The organism is Myxococcus xanthus (assembly GCF_013116825.1).
Taxonomy (GTDB): domain Bacteria; phylum Myxococcota; class Myxococcia; order Myxococcales; family Myxococcaceae; genus Myxococcus; species Myxococcus xanthus_B.
The window spans coordinates 16,504-34,015 of sequence record NZ_JABFNS010000103.1; the positions used below are offsets into that span (position 1 = coordinate 16,504).

General features: G+C 68.8%; 14 protein-coding genes. 3 read left to right on the forward strand and 11 right to left on the reverse strand.

Annotation, left to right across the window (positions count from 1 at the left end; genetic code table 11):
- Window position 1: 1 nt before the first annotated feature.
- Window positions 2-1,096, reverse strand: a complete 1,095-nt coding sequence (locus HNV26_RS26180) for a vWA domain-containing protein (protein ID WP_171443653.1) — start codon at window positions 1,094-1,096, stop codon at window positions 2-4.
- A 158-nt stretch (window positions 1,097-1,254) separates the two neighbouring features.
- Between HNV26_RS26180 and HNV26_RS26185 the strand changes: the two genes are divergently transcribed.
- Entirely contained in the window at window positions 1,255-3,108 is a 1,854-nt protein-coding gene (locus HNV26_RS26185; RefSeq protein WP_436410064.1) for a MutS-related protein, read from the forward strand.
- Between the two features lie 74 nt (window positions 3,109-3,182).
- Here HNV26_RS26185 and HNV26_RS26190 read toward each other — a convergent pair whose 3' ends face one another.
- Together HNV26_RS26190 and HNV26_RS26195 are read right to left on the reverse strand one after the other, a co-directional pair.
- Complete coding sequence (locus HNV26_RS26190) at window positions 3,183-4,355, reverse strand: thiolase family protein (RefSeq protein WP_171443654.1); 1,173 nt, start codon at window positions 4,353-4,355, stop codon at window positions 3,183-3,185.
- 79 nt (window positions 4,356-4,434) lie between these two features.
- A complete protein-coding gene (locus HNV26_RS26195) occupies window positions 4,435-6,813 on the reverse strand; it encodes a 3-hydroxyacyl-CoA dehydrogenase/enoyl-CoA hydratase family protein (protein ID WP_011555109.1) in 2,379 nt (792 codons plus the stop codon).
- Between the two features lie 127 nt (window positions 6,814-6,940).
- Here HNV26_RS26195 and HNV26_RS26200 point away from each other — a divergent pair, with 127 nt between their 5' ends.
- Window positions 6,941-8,695: a M1 family metallopeptidase gene (locus HNV26_RS26200; RefSeq protein WP_171443655.1), complete on the forward strand. Its 1,755-nt coding sequence runs from the start codon at window positions 6,941-6,943 to the stop codon at window positions 8,693-8,695.
- Window positions 8,696-8,716: 21 nt separating this feature from the next.
- On the opposite strand, the gene HNV26_RS26205 is transcribed toward HNV26_RS26200, so the two are convergent.
- The 7 genes from HNV26_RS26205 to cheB all read right to left on the reverse strand — a co-directional run bounded on the left by HNV26_RS26205 (window position 8,717) and on the right by cheB (window position 14,615).
- Window positions 8,717-9,601: a DNA-methyltransferase gene (locus tag HNV26_RS26205; RefSeq protein WP_171443656.1), complete on the reverse strand. Its 885-nt coding sequence runs from the start codon at window positions 9,599-9,601 to the stop codon at window positions 8,717-8,719.
- Between the two features lie 220 nt (window positions 9,602-9,821).
- Window positions 9,822-10,043 (reverse strand): 50S ribosomal protein L31, encoded by a 222-nt coding sequence (rpmE, locus tag HNV26_RS26210; protein WP_011555112.1) that lies wholly within the window; start codon window positions 10,041-10,043, stop codon window positions 9,822-9,824.
- 111 nt (window positions 10,044-10,154) lie between these two features.
- Window positions 10,155-11,093 carry a metallophosphoesterase family protein gene (locus HNV26_RS26215; protein WP_171443657.1) on the reverse strand — a complete coding sequence of 313 codons (939 nt, stop codon included), beginning with the start codon at window positions 11,091-11,093 and terminating at the stop codon, window positions 10,155-10,157.
- 72 nt (window positions 11,094-11,165) lie between these two features.
- Window positions 11,166-11,300 carry a hypothetical protein gene (locus tag HNV26_RS39045; protein WP_002634075.1) on the reverse strand — a complete coding sequence of 45 codons (135 nt, stop codon included), beginning with the start codon at window positions 11,298-11,300 and terminating at the stop codon, window positions 11,166-11,168.
- On the reverse strand, window positions 11,297-12,139 hold the full coding sequence (locus HNV26_RS26220; protein ID WP_171443658.1) for a tetratricopeptide repeat protein: 843 nt from the start codon (window positions 12,137-12,139) through the stop codon (window positions 11,297-11,299). Before HNV26_RS26220 ends, HNV26_RS39045 begins: the two co-directional genes overlap by 4 nt.
- A gap of 88 nt (window positions 12,140-12,227) precedes the next feature.
- Window positions 12,228-13,550, reverse strand: coding sequence for a CheR family methyltransferase (locus HNV26_RS26225; RefSeq protein WP_171443659.1), 1,323 nt, complete (start codon window positions 13,548-13,550; stop codon window positions 12,228-12,230).
- Window positions 13,551-13,556: 6 nt separating this feature from the next.
- The gene (gene cheB / locus HNV26_RS26230) at window positions 13,557-14,615 is read right to left on the reverse strand and encodes a chemotaxis-specific protein-glutamate methyltransferase CheB (RefSeq protein WP_011555116.1); all 1,059 of its coding nucleotides are present in this window, start codon (window positions 14,613-14,615) and stop codon (window positions 13,557-13,559) included.
- Between the two features lie 484 nt (window positions 14,616-15,099).
- On the opposite strand from cheB, the gene HNV26_RS26235 reads away from it, so the two are divergent.
- Window positions 15,100-15,858, forward strand: coding sequence for a DUF6209 family protein (locus HNV26_RS26235; RefSeq protein WP_171443660.1), 759 nt, complete (start codon window positions 15,100-15,102; stop codon window positions 15,856-15,858).
- Window positions 15,859-16,068: 210 nt separating this feature from the next.
- Here HNV26_RS26235 and HNV26_RS26240 read toward each other — a convergent pair whose 3' ends face one another.
- Window positions 16,069-17,250: a hypothetical protein gene (locus HNV26_RS26240; protein WP_171443661.1), complete on the reverse strand. Its 1,182-nt coding sequence runs from the start codon at window positions 17,248-17,250 to the stop codon at window positions 16,069-16,071.
- Between the last annotated feature and the right edge of the window lie 262 nt (window positions 17,251-17,512).

Consider the following 17,512-nt stretch of genomic DNA (forward strand, 5'->3'; position numbering starts at 1 on the left):
GCTACGCAGCGGCGGACGGGGCGCCATCCCAGTCCTCGACCTCGTAGAGGAACTTCGAGGCCCCCATCAGCTTCCGGTTGGCCGACGTGCTCTGCACGAAGACGACGTACTTCTCCAGGCTGGCGGGCCGGATGCGGACCGTCTCCCCGGGCGGCAGCCCGAGCATCTCCCGGGCGCGCTCTCCGCTGTAGAGGTCACCCGTCGTCCGGTCCATGAGCACCACTTCCTTCCGGCCCTGAATGGTCTCCGTCTTGGTGAACTCGTAGAAGCCCCGGCCCGTCTTGAAGCGCAGGCCGTTCTCCTGCACGAAGTCCTTGATGGGTTGGGTCCGGTCCACATCCAGCACCTGGAAGCGGCCCGGCGGCACCGCGCGCAAGTCCGCCTCGCCATGGAGCGGCGGCGCCGTGCGCTGGAGCATGGTGCTGAACATCACGTTGAGGCCGCGGCTCATCCGGCCCTCGCGCACCACTTCCTGCTCAAACGATTGGAGCTGTGCGTCCGAGGACTGCTTGTAGCAGACGGCCAGCAGCAGGTCGGTGACGTGGGCGAACTGGTCCAGGCTCAGGTGGAAGCCGCCCGACTTCTCCGCCAACTCCTTGTAGAAGGCCGTCGCATGGCGGCGCGCCAGGGCTTGCACGCCATACACGGGGATGCCCATCTTCCCCAGCGCGGCCACCTCCTTGCGCCAGTCCAGCTTGTGTGGATTCTGCGCGGGCCCGTGGGGCACGTCGTCGCCAATCAATACCAGCGCCCGCGTGTAACCCACCGTCCAGGACAGGCTCTGCGCCTGGCGCAGTACGAACTCGTAGCATTCGGGCGCATCGCCCCCGCCCGTCTGCTCCACGCGGTCCACGAAGCGGACGACGGCGCCCTCGTCGTCCGTCAGGTCCAGCATCTTGGTGACATACGTGGAGCCCGCGTCGCAGTAGTCCCCGTGGGCGATGATTCCAATGCGGATGCCCGGAATCTCCTTCATCAGCCGAGACACGGTGCCCCGCAGCTTCTTCCGCACCTGTGCAAGACACGGATACATGCTGCCGGTGGTGTCAAAGCTGAAGACGATTTCGACGCGGTTATCAATGACTGACGTGCTCATTCCGGTGCCCCCCTCGTGACCGCCAACGAGGACAAATCTACGCGCCGGGTCTGACACGAATCAGGGCAGGAAACGGGGTGTTGGCCGGGCCTCCGTCGACCCGGCGTCACGCATTTGCACCTGCCGCTTGCCCTGGACGCCGCGCGACCCCAGCATGCGTGCCCATCGTGTCCGCCACCGCCGAGCCCCCATCCCCGCATCGTACGTACACCGAGCGCCGAGCCGCCGCGCAGGCGGAGCTGACCGCGCTGGACCGCGTGAGCGCTCGCTACGCCAACTTGCGAACACTCGCCTTCCTGGCCGCGGCCGGCGTCGCGGGCTTCGTGCTGGCGGGGCGTCTGCCCAAGGTGTGGTGGTGGGCCAGCGCCGCCGCGCTGGTGCTCTACGGCGTGCTCGCCGTCCTCCACCATCAGGTCTTCCGCCGCGAGGCCCGGGCGAAGCTGTACGTGACGCTCAACGAACGCGGACTGGCGCGGCTGGGGCCCGGCTGGCACGACTTCACCGAGCGCGGTGAACGCTTCCTGTCCCCCAGTCACCTGTACACCCCGGACCTGGACGTCTTCGGACAGGGCAGCCTCTTCCAGCTCCTCAACGAGACGGCCACGCGCGCTGGAGAAGAACGGTTGGCGGCGTGGCTCTCCGCCCCCGCGTCCGCCCAGGAGGTCGAAGCCAGGCAGGGCGCCGCGCGCGAACTGGCGCCCAACCTGGACTTCCGCCAGGACCTGTGCGTGGACGCGCGGGACGCCTCGCGCGAGAAGGCGGACCCGGCGCTGTTCACCCAGTGGGCGGAGCTGGGCCCACAGCTGAACGCCATCCGCTGGGCCCGGCCAGTGGCGGTGGCGCTGCCCCTGGTGACGCTGGCCGTCTACGTCCTGGGCAAGTTCGAGGTGCTGCCGGAGTCGGCCTTCTGGGCGGGTCTGGCCGCGCAGTTGGGCGTGGCCGTCATCACCCGCCGCCCGCTGAAGGCCGTGGACGAAGGCGTGGAGGCGGGTGAGCGCGGCTTCGTGCGCTACGCCCCCCTCTTCGAGCGCGTGGAGGCCCAGCGCTTCGAGCACCCGCGCCTGAAGACGCTCCAGTCCGGCCTCCAGCAGCCCGGCCAGCCGCCCGTGTCCGAGCACTTCAAGCGCTTCAGCCGGCTGTTCTCCTTCATCGAGTTCAAGCGCCACCAGTTCCACCCGCTGATTCACTGGCTCACGCTCTGGGACATCCACGCGCACTTCGCGCTGGAGCGCTGGCGCGAGGCCCACGGCAAGCAGCTGCGCCAGTGGTTCGAGGCCCTGGCCGAACTGGAAGCCGTGTCTTGCGTCGCGGGCCTCGCCCATGACCGGCCGGACTTCACCTGGCCCGTCCTGGCGGCCAACGGCCCCTGCGTGGAGGCGACGGCGCTGGGCCACCCGCTGCTGGAGTCGCCGGTGCCCAACGACGTGTCCCTGCCCGGCCCCCGGCACGCGCTGCTCATCACCGGCTCCAACATGAGCGGCAAGACGACGCTGATGCGCGCGGTGGGCGCCAACGTGGTGCTCGCGTTGGCCGGCGCGCCCGTGAGCGCGAAGCACTTCCGCCTGACGCCGCTCCAGACGCTCACCAGCATGCGGGTGAAGGACTCGCTGGAGCGCGGCGTCTCCTACTTCTACGCGGAGGTGCAGCGCATCAAGGCGGTGCTGGACGCGGCGCAGGCCGCGCGCGGGCAGGTGCTGTTCCTCCTGGACGAAATCCTCCTGGGGACAAACACCCGCGAGCGGCAGATTGCCTCGCGCGAGGTGCTGCGCCTGCTGCTGGGCACCGGCGCCATTGGCGCGGTGACGACGCACGACTTGTCCCTGGCGGTGCTCGCGGACGAGCCGGGCGCCCATGTCGTCAACGTCCACTTCCGGGACCACCTGGAGGCCGGGAAGATGATGTTCGACTACAAGCTGCGCCAGGGCGTGGTGGACACCACCAACGCCCTGCGCGTGCTGCGCCTGGCCGGCGTACCGGTGGACGACCCGGACGAACCCGCGGCGGCGCGCTGAGCCCGGAACGACACGGGCCCCGGGGTTTCCCCCGAGGCCCGCGCTTGAATCAGTGGCTCACGTCGAAGCTTTGACTACTTGGGCGCCTCGATGAGGGCGGCGAAGCCCATGCCGCCGCCGATGCACATGGAGACGACGCCGTAGCGGCCGTTGCGGCGCTTCAGCTCGCGCAGGATGGTGGCCACCATGCGCGCGCCGGAGACGCCCAGCGGGTGACCCAGGGCGATGGCACCGCCGTTGGGGTTCACCTTGTCGGCGGGGATGCCCAGCTCGCGCACGCAGTACAGCGCCTGCGCCCCGAAGGCCTCGTTCAGCTCGAAGACGTCGATGTCCTCGACCTTGAGCTTGTTCTTCTCCAGCAGCTTGCGGATCGCGGGAACCGGGCCAATGCCCATGATTTCCGGGGGCACGCCCGCCACCGCGGCGTCGATGAAGTAGCCCAGCGGCTTGACGCCCAGCTCCTTCGCCTTGGCCTCGCTCATCACCACCGCGGCGGCGGCGCCGTCCGTCAGCGGGGACGCGTTACCGGCCGTCACCACGCCCTTGGGGTTGAAGGCCGGGCGCAGCTTGGCCAGGCCCTCCGCCGTCGTCTCCGGGCGGAGGATGGTGTCCACCGAGACGGTGACGTTCTGCGCCACGCCGTCATCGTCGTAGTACGTCGTGGTGACGGGGACGATCTCCTCCTTGAACTTGCCCTGCTCGCGCGCGGTGGCGGCACGGCGCTGGCTCTCGGCGGCGAACTTGTCCGAGTCCTCACGCGACACGCCGTAGCGCGACGCGATGTTCTCCGCCGTGGCGCCCATGGAGGTGTAGATCTCCGGCAGGCGCTCCATGGCCTCGGGGTTCGCGCTCGCCTTGTTGCCGCCCATGGGGACCATCGTCATGGACTCGGTGCCACCGCCGATGCCCACGTCGTACATCCCCGCCTGGATGGCCTGGGCCACCTGGGCGATGGCCTGCGAACCGGAGGAACAGAACCGGTTGATGGTCATCGCGGGCACCGTGACGGGCAGGCCCGCCAGCAGCGTGGCCACGCGGGCCACGTTCATGCCCTGCTCGGCCTCCGGCATGGCACAGCCCAGGACGACGTCACCGATGTCCTCCGGCTTCAGACCCGGGACCTGGGCAACGGCCTCCTTGATGGCGACAGCGGCCAGGGTATCCGGCCGGGTGTCCTTGAACTCTCCCTTGTGCGCGCGGGTGAAGGGCGTGCGGACCGCGCTGGCAATCACGACTCGACCAGCCATTTTGATGTCTCCTTGCCCGGGGGGCACCCGGGCATTCAGCGAATCTCTGGTTCAGTAGCCTATGGATACTGGCCGGCCGTCAGTTCCGCAGCGGCTTGCCCTTCTCGATCATGTGCTGCAGGCGGTCCTGGGTCTTCTCCTCGCCGCACAGGCTCAGGAAGGCCTCCGCCTCCAGCTCCAGCAAGCGCTCTTCCGTCACGAGCAGCGACGGGCTGGTGTTGCCACCCGTCAGCACCTTCGCCAGCTTCTGGGCGATCTTCCGGTCGTGCGCGCTCACCTGGCCGTTGAGCTCCATGTCGTAGAGCATCATGTCGATGGTGGCCGCGCCGCTGGTGCCCGGCAGGCGGAAGCGCGTGGGACGGGGCGCCTTGAAGCCGGCGTCCGCCATGCCCAGCACGCGGGCCTTCGCGTCGGACAACAGGAAGTCCCGGTTGGCGCTGATGCCGTCCGCCTGCGTCAGGAAGCCCGCCTCACGGGCCTCCTCGGCGCTGGTGGCGACCTTCGCCATGCCGATGGTGAGGAAGATCTTCTTCAGGAAGGGGAAGAAGTCGAAGTCCTTGTCCGTGCCGAACGGGCCGTACACGTTGCGCAGCAGCTGCATGTTGCCGCCGCCGCCGGGGATGAGGCCCACGCCCACCTCCACCAGGCCCATGTACAGCTCGGCGCTGGCCTGGATGGCGTTGCCGCCCATCGTCACCTCGGCGCCGCCGCCGAGCGTGAGGTTGAAGGGCGCCGTCACCACCGGCACCGGGCTGTAGCGCATGCGCTGATTGACGGCCTGGAAGCCCGTCACCAGCTTGCGGATGGACTCGAACTCGCCGCTCTTGGCCGCCCACAGCAGCGCCACGATGTTCGCGCCCGCGGAGAAGTTGGAGCCGTCGTTACCGATGACGAGGCCCTTGTGGTTCTTCTCCGTCTCGTCCAGCGCGGTGTTCATCATCTCGATGATCTGGTCATCGATGGAGTTCATCTTGGTGTGGAACTCGAGCAGCGTCGCGCCGTCGCCCAGATCCCACAGCGTGGCCCCGTCGTTGCCGGCGATCTTCTTGTTGCCGCGCTTGAGGTACTCCACGCGCTGCGTGCGGGCGTTCTCCGGCACCACCTTCACGGACTTGGACGGGATGTCCCAGTACGTGTCCTTGCCGTTCTCCACGCCATAGAAGGACGCGCGGCCCGCGGCCAGCATCTCCTCCACCCACGCGGCCGGCTTCAGGCCCAGGGCCTTCATCCGCTCCACGCCCTTCTTCACGCCGTAGGCGTCCCAGACCTCGAAGGGCCCCAGGTCCCAACCGAAGCCCCAGCGCACGCCGCGGTCCACGTTGACCACGTCGTCGGCGATCTCCGGGATGCGGCGGCTCGTGTAGGCCAGCACGTCCAGGGTGACGCCCTCGGCGAACTTCGCCGCCTTGTCCTCGGCGTTCATCACCGAGGCCACGCGCTCGCGCACGTCCTCGATGTCCCGCGCGGCGCCCAGCGACTCGTAGCGCACCTTCGCCTGCGGCCGGTACTCCAGCGTCTTCAGGTCGAGCGCGAGGATGTCCTTGCCCTGCTTCTTGTAGAAGCCGCCGCCGCTCTTGTCGCCCAGCATGCCCTTCTCCACCATCTTCTGGAGGAAGGCGGGGCTGGCGAACACGTCACGCTCTTCGTCGTGCGTCAGCGTGTCGTAGCAGTTCTTCGCCACGTGGGTGAACGTGTCCAGGCCCACGATGTCCGCGGTGCGGAAGACGGCGGACTTGGGACGGCCCATGGCCGGGCCGAAAATCTTGTCCACCTCTTCGATGGACAGCTCCGCCTTGTCCATGGCGGCGATGGTCCGCATCATCCCGTACACGCCAATGCGGTTCGCGATGAAGTTGGTGGTGTCCTTGCCGTAGACGATGCCCTTGCCCAGCACCTCTTCGCCAAAGCGGTGCAGCGTCTTGAGCACCTCCGGGGCAGTCTCCTTGCCGGCCACCAGCTCCAGCAGCTTCATGTAGCGGACGGGGTTGAAGAAGTGCGTGACCAGGAAGTTCTTCTTGAACTCCGCGCCGCGGCCCTCGGTCATCCCCACAATCGACATGCCGGAGGTGTTGGACGACACGATGGTGCCCGGGCGGATCAGCTTCTCCACCTTGGCGAACAGGTCCTGCTTGATCTTCAGGTCCTCCTTCACCACCTCCACCACCCAGTCACACTCGGCGATGCGGTGCAGGTCGTCCTCGAAGTTGCCGACCTCGATGTTGGTGAAGACCTCACCGGAGACGATGGGGCTCGGCTTCTGCTTGCGCAGGTTGGCCAGCGCGCCCTGGGCGAACTTGTTGCGAAACGCCTTCGAGGAGGTGTCCTCGCCCGGCGCGGCCTTGGGCGGAACGATGTCCAGGAGGAGCGCGCGCACGCCCGAGTTGGCCAGGTGCGCGGCGATGCCGCTGCCCATTACTCCGGCGCCCAGCACAGCCACTTTGCGGATCCGCGTCGTCATGTGGAAAAGGCTCCCTGTTGGGAAGGAGGGGATTGCACAAATGTAGGCGATTGACCCGAAAGTCAATCGGTTCGGACGGCCAGGACACTCGCCACCAGAGGACAAGCCGACTAGATACCGGCCCTCCATGGCTCGCCTCGACCCGCACTCGTACAACGACAGCACGCAGCCTGAGACGGAAACCCTGGACTGGAGGGCCCGCGTCGATTTCAAGACGCAGCGGCTGCACGCGGAGGTCACCCACACCCTCAAGGAGGCCTCGGCCGGGCCGCTGGACCTGGATACCCGGGACCTGGAAATCCGTGACGTCGTCGACGCCGCGGGTCGTCCCTTGCCCTACATCCTCTCCCCTTCCGAGCCGATTCTCGGCAGCCGGCTGCGCATCGAGCTGCCGGTGGGGCTGCGGCAGTTCACCGTGCGCTACCGCACGGCGCCACACGCCAGCGCGCTCCAGTGGCTGACGCCCTCCCAGACAGCCGGAGGGAAGCACCCCTTCCTCTACAGCCAGTGCCAGGCCATCCACGCCCGAAGCGTGGTGCCGCTCCAGGACACGCCGCGCATCCGCATCCGCTACACCGCGTCGCTGCGGATTCCCAAGGCGCTCAAGGCCGTCATGGCCGCCAGCTTCCTGCGGCGCGAGGAGCACGGCGTGGAGGCGGAGGAGCACTACGAGATGCCCCAGCCGGTGCCGCCGTACCTGCTGGCCTTCGCGGTGGGCAGCCTGGCGCCGAAGGAGCTGGGGCCGCGCTCGCGCGTGTGGGCGGAGCCGGAGCTGCTGGAGGACGCGGCGGAGGAGTTCTCCGGCGTGGACGACATGCTGCGCGCCGCCGAGTCACTCTTCGGGCCCTATGACTGGGAGCGCTTCGACCTGCTCACCATGCCGCCCTCGTTCCCCTACGGCGGCATGGAGAACCCGCGCCTGACGTTCCTCACGCCCACGCTCATCACCGGAGACAAGAGCCTGGTCAACGTGGTGGCGCACGAGCTGGCGCACTCGTGGACGGGCAACCTGGTGACGAACGCCTCCGCGGAGCACTTCTGGCTCAACGAGGGGTTCACCGTCTTCGCCGAGCGCCGCATCCTGGAGGCCCTGGAGGGTCCGGAGGTGTCGGCGCTGCACGGCGCGCTGGGCCGCCGCGCGCTGGACTCCGCGCTGCAACACTTCCGCGCGCACCCGCAGCTGACGTCGCTGCGCACCCACCTGGCCGGCGTGGACCCGGACGAGGCCTTCTCCCAGATTCCCTACGAGAAGGGCTACCTGCTGCTGCGCGCCATGGAGGACGCGGCCGGGCGGCCCGCCTTCGACGAGTTCCTCCGCCGCTACCTGGCCACCTACCGCTTCCGCGCGCTCACCACCGAGGAGTTCGTCGCCTTCGCGGAGAAGGAGCTGCCCGGCGTGCTGACCAAGGTGGACGCGGAGGCGTACCTGCACCGGCCGGGCGTGCCCCCGGGGGCGCCGTCACCGCGCTCCCTGCGGCTGGAGGCCATGGATGCGCTGCGCGGCAAGGTGCCCACGCCGGAGCAGGCGAAGGACTGGACGCCAGCCGAGTGGCAGCTCTACCTGGAGTCACTGCCCTGGGACTTGCCACGGGACGTCGTCCAACAGCTCGACGCGCGCTTCAGCCTCACCGAGAGCCGCAACTCGGAGGTGCTGGTGGCGTGGCTCGTGGTGGCGCTGCGCGCGGGCTGGGAGCCGGCCGTGGCTCGCACCGAGACGTTCCTCGGCGAGGTGGGCCGGATGAAGTACCTGAAGCCGCTGTACGGGGTGCTCTCCGCGTCGCATGCGCACCGGAGTCTGGCGCGCGCGCTCTTCAAGAAGCACGGGGAGCGCTACCACCCCATCGCCCGTCAGGGCGTGGAGCTCATCCTTTCGCGCGAATGAGGACGCGCGAGCAGGACGGGACTACTTCGAGGCCGCCGCGTTCAGGCGCTTCTGCGACAGGGCGAGGTACTTCTCGTCCATGTCGATGCCCACGTAGCGGTGGCCCAGCTTGAGGGCCGCCACGCCCGAGGTGCCGCTGCCGTTGAAGGGGTCCAGCACCAGCGCGTCCGGGGGGCAGCTCGCCTCCAGGATGCGCTCCAGCAGCGCCACCGGCTTCTGCGTGGGGTGGCTGCCGAAGGCCTTCTCCTCGCCACCGCGCGGGACGGTGAGCGTCCACAGCCGGCCCTCGCCGTCCGCGGTCAGCTCGGCGTCACCGGAGGGCGGCAGCACCCACGCGTCACGCATCTGCTTGCCGCCGTTCTCCGCCTTCATGCGCGAGTAGTTGAACGTGTGCTGGAGCTTGCCGCCGGACTTCGGCGAGGCCCAGATGAGCAGCTCCGTGGAGTGCGTGAAGTAGCGGCACGCCAGGTTGGGGCTCGCGTTGGGCTTGAACCAGGTGACGGTGTTGAGCAGCTTGTAGCCGAGCTTCTGCATCGCGAAGCCGACGTTGAAGATGACGTGCTGGGTGCCGCTCACCCACAACGTGCCGGTGGGCTTGAGCAGGCGCTGGCAGGCCGCGAGCCACTCAGTGGTGAACTTGTGGTCCTCCTCCACGCCGCGCGACACGTCCCAGCCGCCCTTGGCCACCGAGGCGCGCTTGCCGCCCTTGCAGGTGAAGCCGCCGTTGGAGAGGAAGTACGGCGGGTCGGCGAAAATCATGTCGAACGTCTGGGGCTCGAACTGCGACATCAGCTCCAGGCTGTCGCCGTGCAGCAGCGTATAGGCCTCCCCTTTCGCGTAGACGCTCTCGTTGAGCGAACGGCGGACGACTTTCAGGGAAGGGGCTGCTGCAGCGTGCGCGGACATCTCGCCTCCGTCGGACTCTTCGTCGTGGACGCGGCGGACTGTGCGGTCGCTTCGGTGCTACGTCTAATTTCTGGCCTGTAGCACCCTGAAACTTGACGGGGGATTCAGGCCGTAGAAGCGCCGCGAGCAGGGCGGGAGCGCCTCTCGTGGAGGCCCTCCGACACCCTGCTCGACGGGTACTGCCTGGACTGTGGCGGGGCCCGTGTGTGGCCCCCGCGGCCTACGCCTTCTTGGCGGAGGTCGGCGACGCGCCGTACTTCTTGCGGAAGCGGTCGATGCGGCCGGCCGTGTCCACGAGCTTGTACTTGCCCGTGAAGAAGGGGTGGCAGTTCGAGCAGATTTCCACCGAGAACGAGCCGCGGGTGGACTTCGTCTCCACGACGTTGCCGCACATGCAGGTCACGCGGGACGGCGGATAGACGGGATGGATTTCAGGCTTCATGACACGCTCCAGTATGCCTTGCCCCCACCCGATGACGGGCAGGAGGTCCGGCGCTGAGGGATGGTCGGCGCTTATAATGGCGCTTGGACCGCTTCACAAGGCCAGCACGGCTCAATGGGCCGCCGAGCCAGGGGGCTCGACGCGTTCCACCCATTTCTGGACGACCGGATCCGCCGGGACGTCACTGCCAAGCTGGATGTACGACAACAGATGCGTGCGCCCGGCGTCCGTTGCGCCGCCGGCCAGCTCCTTCTGGTAGGCCGCCCGCGAGGCTTCCAGGCGGGCAATCGTCGCCTCCAGGGGCTGCTTTTCCGCCGGTTCCTGGGCCCCCGCGAGCCGCGCCTTCGCCCGGGTGAGGTTGCCTTCGACAAGGCGCAACTGCTGCCGCGTACGCTCCTGCACGGAGGCGTCGGCGAAGCGGCCCGTCCCCTCCAACTGGAGCACCAGCCTCGCCAGTTCGCGGCCCCGGGCCCCGGAAGGAATCACCGTGGCCAGGGCCTGCCGCTGGGCGATGCCCTGCCCCCGGCCCTCGTGGGACTGCACCACGAAGTCCACGCCCTCCACCTGGTCGGCCAGTTGGAGCGCCTCCGCGTGGGGCACCGCCGCGAGCACCACCACCAGGTCCACCTTCGACTTCTCACGCAGGCGCTTCGCCTCGGCGGCCACGGCGGGCTGCACCGGCAGGCCCTGCACCTGCTCCTGGGCCTGGCCCGGAACGGCGAGCCCCACCGGGGTGGGTTTGGCCATGGCGGGAGAGACGCCCACCACGCCCACCTTCACGCCGCCCACCGTCGTCACCAGCGAGGCGGGGAACAGCAGCTTGCCCTGCGCGTCCGCGAGGTTCGCCGACAGGAGCTTCAGCTTCGCCTGCCGCGTCTGCTTCTTGAGGAAGCCCACGCCGAACCCGAGGTCGCGCGCGCCCACGGCCATGGCCGCGGTGCCCTGCGCGTCCATCTGCGACAACACGAGCTCCGCGCGCGCCCGGGCATCCGGCGCCTGCGCGCTGTCCCGGCTCTTGAAGAGCGCATTGCCGGCGTCCAGCACCAGCACGGGCGTGCCCTGCTTGCGCTCCTTCTCAATCGCGACTTTTCGTCTGGCCAGACCGCCAGAGGGGTTGTGCCTTCAACCACAGGGGGCGACTTCGCCCCCATTGTCTCCGGTGAAGAGCAGGACGAGCTGCTTGGGCGCCGCGCCCGCCACCAGGGGCAGCAGGAGCAGCAGCGCCAGCGCGGCCAGCTTCACCGGACGCGGGCTCACTTCTTGCCCTTCTTGGCGGGCGCCGCCTTCTTGTCCAGCTCGGCGATGCGCTCCTTGGCCGTCTTCGCCTCGGCGGACTTCGGGTAGCTCTTGATGAGCTCCTCCAGCGCCAGCCGCGACTCCTCCTTCATCTTCAGCTGGGCGAAGCAGTCCGACGAGCGCAGGTAGGACTCTGGCGCGGACTCCGCCTTCGGGAAGTCCTGCAGCACCTTGCCGTACTCGAAGAGGGCCTCGCGGCACTTGGACTCGGAGAAGTACGTCTCACCGAGGCCGAAGTGGGCGTCCCCCACCAGCGGGTCCTTGGCCCACTTCTTCATGAACTCGTTGTAGAGCTGGCGCGCCAGCAGCACGTCGCCGGCCTTGGCCTTCGCCTTGGCGAGCGCCAGGAACTCCTTCTTGTCCGTGGGGCGCTTGAGCTCCTCGGCCTTCTTCTTCGCCTCGGCCTCCTTCAGCGCCGCCTCGCCCTGCATGGAGACCAGCTTCTGGTCCTGCGCGGCCAGCGCCGTCTCCAGCTCGGTGATTTTGTGGAGGTACGTCTCCACCTGGCCACGAAGCAGGGCGAGGTCTTCGACGGTCTTCTGGAACTGCACGCCGATGTCCGCGTCCTTGCGGCGCGCCGCGGTGTCCAGCCCCTTGAGCGCCTTGGTGACCTCCGCGACCTTCTCGTCGATTTTCGGGAGCGTGGCGGCGAGCTGCTCGCGCGTCTCCTTCAGCTCCGCCTGAATCTGGGCGGAGTCGGTGCCGAGCCGGTCGACCTTCGCCTCGAGGGCGCGGCCGCGGTCAGCGGGATAGAAGCAACCAGGGAGGGCCAGCAGGGATATCAGCGCCAAGCTTCGCATCGGGCGCCATCTTAGGCGCAAACGCCCTGCCCGTCCGGACTTCTCTCGTCCAGGTGGGGCTCCCGCCAGAGCCTGCCCGGCTGGCTGGTCACCGCTTCTGGATGGAAAACTCCAATCGCTCGGCAGCATGCGCGCAGGCCATCCGGAGGCGGTCGGGGTTGAGGAAGAAGGCCACGGGGCGCGAGCGGCCCGACTCCAGGGCCTGAAAGGCCCGGCGGTACTCGGCGGTCGCCTCGGCGGTGCGCTGGCACTGCTCCAGGAGCAGTCCGAGCAGGTACCGGGCGGCGGCGTGGTCCGGGTCCAGCGTCAGGCAGTGACGCAGGTCCCGCTCCGCCACGTCGTCGGAGACGCCCGAGGCGGCGCCATCCAACACGCAGGCGAAGAGGAGGTCCGCTTCCGCGCAGGCCTCCGGGCTGGGCTCGGGCGCGGTGGCCACGGCCCCCCGGGCGCCCCTCGCCCCCAGGGGCGCCGGAACAGCCCCCTCGGGGTGAGCCTCGGTGCGAGCGCGCGCGGGGGCTCGGCCTGGGAGTAGGGTCGTGCCACGCGTCATTGAAGGTGACGCAGCGTCGCTCCAGGAGAGTGGGGCTGGCGGCGGCTCGGACTCCCCTTCCTCCGGCCGGACGTAGAAGAAGGCCTGCTCGCCGCGCCGCACTCGGAGCGTTGGCGGCACCCGGAGCAGCGGCTCGGACGCGGACAGCACCAGCGCGCCGCCGGGCGCCAGGCTCCCCGCGAGCGCCTCCACGGTGCGCTGGAAGGCCTCCGCGGTGAAGTAGATGAGGACGTTGCGGCAGAAGATGACGTCGAAGCCGCCTCCGCCGGGCGCCACCGGATACGGCGACTCCATCAAGTTGTGGCACTGGAAGCTCGCGCGCTCCCGCAGCGCGGGCGTCAGGGCTTCTTTCGCGCCGGACCGGACGAAGTACCGCGAGCGCAGCTCCGGTGGGACGCGGCGCAGCTGCTCCCGGCCGTAGGCCAGCCACCGCGCACGGCGCAGCGTGTCCCCGGCGATGTCCGTCCCCAACACCGTGCTGTCCGGGTCAGCCCCTGCCTCCGCGAGCAGGACGAGCAGCGTGGCCACCTCCTCGCCCGTGGCGCAGCCCGCGCTCCAGACGCGCAGGGGCCGCCGATTCCTCGCCACCAGTGGGGTGAGGACCTGCGCTCGAAACGCGGCGAGCTGCACCTCGTCTCGAAAGAGGTCCGTCTTGCTCACCACCACCGCGGCGATGAGGTCCTCCAGGTCCGTCACGCCCGACGGGGACTGGAGGAACATCAGGTACTGGTGCGGCGTGAGGCCCTGGCTGCGCGCCGCCAGCCGCTCATCCAGCCGGCGGACCTGAGGGCCGCTCAGGGCCATCCCCGTCCGCGCCGACAGGAAGGCGCGCACTCCGGCCCATGGCGCGCCGTCAGCCACCCGGGCTCAGCGCCCCACCGAGAGGGACTCTCCCCGCGCCAGTCGCACCAACGTCGCCGCGACTTCGTCACCGTGGATGAGGTGGTCCACCGCCTTGCGCTCCACCGCCGCGCCCGGCATGCCGAACACCACGCAGGACTCCTCGTTCTGCGCCACCGCCAGTCCGCCCGCCTGCTTGATGGCCAGCAGGCCATCCGCGCCATCCGCGCCCATGCCCGTCAGCACCAGGCCCACCGCGCGCCGGCCATAGGTGCGGGCGGCGCTCTCCAGCAGCACCGTGCCGGACGGCATGTGCCCATCCCGCTCCACGCCCAGCTTGATCCCCACGCGTCCCCGGAAGGGGATGACGGTGTGCTGCCCCGGCGGAGCGATGAGGACGTGCCCGGGCATCAGCGGCTCTCCGTCCTGGGCCAGCCGCACCTTCAACTTGCTGGCCCCGGCCAGCCACCCCGCCAGGGACTCCGCGAAGGCGGCGTTGATGTGCTGGACGATGACGATGGGCGCCGGGAAGTCCGCGGGCAGCTCCGACAGCATCTTGAAGAGCACCTGGGGCCCGCCCGTGCTCGCCGCCACCACCACCACGCCCATGGACACCGCCGGCAGCACCGACGTGGCCACCCGGGGCGGCAACAGCGGGCCGCGCTGGGGCCGGCGCAGGTGGCGGATGACGCGCACCGAGGACAGCAGCCGGATTTCGCGAACCAGGTTCCACGCGTCCGGCCCGGCGTCGATCGCGGGCTTGATCTGCAGGGCGAGCGCGCCCAGCTCCAGCGCGCGGTACGTCAGCTCCGGCGCCTGTGAGCGCGGGTCCGCCGTGAGCACCAGGATGGGCGTGGGGCACTCGGCCATGATGTGCTCGGTGGCCGTGAGCCCGTCCATGACGGGCATGTCCACGTCCATGGTGATGACGTGGGGACGCAGCTCCTTGGTCATCTCCACGGCCTGCTTGCCGTCCGCGCAGGTGCCCACGACTTCGATATCGGGGTCCTTGCTCAGCGCCTCGCAGATGAGCTGTCGGCAGATGAGGGAGTCATCGACCACCAGCACCGACACTTTCTTGCCCATGCCCTGTCCATACCCCGTGCGCGAGCCCGGGAGTATAGCCAATGCAAGGGCCTGTCAGCCCAGCAGTTGCCGCACCACATCCACCAGGTCCCGCTTGGCGATGTAGCCGTTCACCCCGGCGCCACCGGTCCTCCCCCCCCACCGGTGGTGGGATGACCACCGGGAGCCTCGAATGGAGGGAGTGCCCCCCTCATGCCTCGTGGTGTTGAGGCTCCAGCCCGCCACAGCCAAGAGAGCCAGCCCCCTACAGCGCACCTCCTGGGCGCGTGACCGGGGCTTGCGGGTACCCCATGGGGCTGCGCAGCCTCTCCGCCAGCCGGGCTCGCTGCTCGCGCAGCCCTCCGTCGGCGGCCCGCCTGCGCTCCGATTCGCACCCTCAACATGACTTTTCCGCTCTATATGGATAAGCAGGGAGGTCATTGATCTGAGGCACGAGAGCGGGATACCGCCGTCCCCTCCTTCTGTCGCTCGAAAGGAGCGCATCTTGGTCCGGCGATTTCTTCCCTCCCTCCTCCCGCTGGTGCTGGTGGCCTCCACGGCCGCGGCGCAGACCACCCCCACCTCCATCACCTTCGATGGCGATTGGAACGAGACGCCGTCGGTGGAGCTGATTCCCGTGGGCGGGCAGGTGGTCGTCAACTACGACATCAGCCGCCTGCCGCAGTGCCGGGGCACCACATCCTCGGGCAACCCGACCTGGACCATCACCGGCCACGTCCAGGTGAACCGCGGCCCGGTGGTGAGCTTCTGGGTGGCCGGCCACGCGCCAGACGGCAACCCCACCCAGCGCACCCTGCATCTCCCGGCGGGGTTGAGCGGCGCCCTCGTGATGTGGTTCGACATCTCGAGCCAGGGCTGCCAAGCCTGGGACTCCAACCACGGGAACAACTACCACTTCGCCATCGGCGCGCCGACCCTCTCCTTCAACGCGAACTGGGACGAGGCGGTAGCGGGCACGCTGCGCGCCGGCGAGCACTTCATCGTCAACTACGACGTGGCCCGCCTGCCCGAGTGTCGCGCGACATACAACGGCCCGGCCTGGACGATTGTCGCGCAGTACCGCTTCGACAACGGCCCCATCCAGGAGACGGCCGTCACCGGCTCCGGCTGGTCCGTGCCGGCGGCCATCACCGCTCCGGCCGGCGCCCGCCACCTGGAGATGTGGTTCCGCAACACGGACCGCAGCTCCTGCGTGAGCTACGACAGCGACTACGGCTCCAACTATCACTTCGCCGTGGAGTGAGCCGCACCTGCTGGGTCGCGACCGGCTGCAGTGTCATCACGTTCGAGACTGCAGGCGGCGGCGTGGTGGGCCCGGAGCCGAATCAACCCATCCGCATCGGCACCGCCGAGGGAGAGCGGAAGTTCAAGGTCCGCTTCTCCCGAGGCGCGCCCCTTCGGGCAAGCGCAGCGAAAACCGGGAGGGCACGCAGACGGTCGGAACTCTGTCGACCTAGGTTTGAACCGTCATGCGCAGGCGACGTGCTATCGCGGCGGCGAGTTCAGCGATCGAAAGCCATAGGTTGCGATTGGAACTGAAGCCGGAGCTGACAGAGAGCACGGCGTGCGTGCCTCTGGGCACCAGGCGAGTAAGCCCTTCATCCGGATTCGACGCGAGGATTGAACCATCGCTGTACACGCACGCATCCACGTACCCTTCGGTGAGCGATTCGACTGGCGACCAGCTGCCGCCGTCCCACCAGGCCGAGGTGCAAGTCCCCACCAGGACCAACGCGTCTGAGGAAGTACCTGCAAAGGCAGAGGGGCCCTCGACGCCGGTCCTGAGCACCGTGGCCCCGCCGCGGTTCCAGCGAACGCATTCGCCTTCCGCTGCAAGCCAGAGTTCGCCGCCACTTCGGAAGATGGCCTCGTACCAGGAGTGTTCGGCGCCGGCGCCGTCTGGAATCTCGAGCGGAACCATTTGCGAGCCTTCGAACCGAAGCAGTTTCACGTTCGAGCCCGTAAGCCAGACCCCCTCGGCGTCGACCCACAAGCCATAACCCACTCCGAAATCGGGCGAAGGGATTCGGCTCCACTGAGCCCCATCCCAATGAAAGACGACTCCTTCTCCGACTGCCCATACGTCTCGCGCATGGCGACCGGAGACCCGATGAAGCGGAACGCCCGCCCCCGTCTCCACGCGCGTCCAGCCGCTGGGACCGAGGTGAAACGTCTCGTCCCCCACGACCCACGCCACCCCCGGCTCTGGAGACCAGATATCGTCGAGGAATCCTTCGGACACGCGGGGCCCGTCGTGAACGGCCACGCCATCCCACCGGCTCACCACTCCGTCGTCGCGCAGCATCAGCACGTCGTCTCCGGAGCGCGAGAGCGCGATGTAACCTCGCTCATCCGGTAAGTGTCGGAGGACCTCGAAACCACGCTGAGCTGAGGGGATGACACTGAAGTGGATCTCGCCCCAGCGCTCCCCTTCGTCCGGAGCCCGTTCCGATTCCCCCGGTTGAACGTCAAGTGAGCTACGCGGCAGCTTGACGAGCAAGCGGGTCACACCGGCTCCGCGCTTGAACTCGACTTCGAGTCCTCCGCGCGCTTCTGCCTCCTGGCTGGCTGCCTTGACGAACGCCGCAGTGTGGAGCGTGTCGTCGTATCGAACCCACCTCACGTCGTAACTCATCGGCCTGGTCCTCGAGCGCGGTGAGTTTGAGCGACACCGCCGCGATGGCTCGGCAGTCTATCCACCGGCCGGCCCCCGTCAGCGGCCCGCCTCGCCTCCTCCGCTCCAGCCGTCCCCCTCAACCCACATGGCTTCCATCCCGCCGATACGCCGGCGGGCTACAGCCAATGCAGGGGCCTGTCAGCCCAGCAGTCGCCGCACCACATCCACCAGGTCCTGGCGCACCAGGTCGCCCTTGGTGATGTAGCCGTCCACCCCGACC

Coding starts and splice junctions, on each gene's coding strand:
- HNV26_RS26180 (WP_171443653.1), bottom strand. CDS start 1,096: ATGAGCACGTCAGTCATTGATAACCGCGTCGAAATCGTCTTCAGCTTT.
- HNV26_RS26190 (WP_171443654.1), bottom strand. CDS start 4,355: ATGGCTGGTCGAGTCGTGATTGCCAGCGCGGTCCGCACGCCCTTCACC.
- HNV26_RS26195 (WP_011555109.1), bottom strand. CDS start 6,813: ATGACGACGCGGATCCGCAAAGTGGCTGTGCTGGGCGCCGGAGTAATG.
- HNV26_RS26200 (WP_171443655.1), top strand. CDS start 6,941: ATGGCTCGCCTCGACCCGCACTCGTACAACGACAGCACGCAGCCTGAG.
- HNV26_RS26205 (WP_171443656.1), bottom strand. CDS start 9,601: ATGTCCGCGCACGCTGCAGCAGCCCCTTCCCTGAAAGTCGTCCGCCGT.
- rpmE (WP_011555112.1), bottom strand. CDS start 10,043: ATGAAGCCTGAAATCCATCCCGTCTATCCGCCGTCCCGCGTGACCTGC.
- HNV26_RS26220 (WP_171443658.1), bottom strand. CDS start 12,139: ATGCGAAGCTTGGCGCTGATATCCCTGCTGGCCCTCCCTGGTTGCTTC.
- cheB (WP_011555116.1), bottom strand. CDS start 14,615: ATGGGCAAGAAAGTGTCGGTGCTGGTGGTCGATGACTCCCTCATCTGC.
- HNV26_RS26240 (WP_171443661.1), bottom strand. CDS start 17,250: ATGAGTTACGACGTGAGGTGGGTTCGATACGACGACACGCTCCACACT.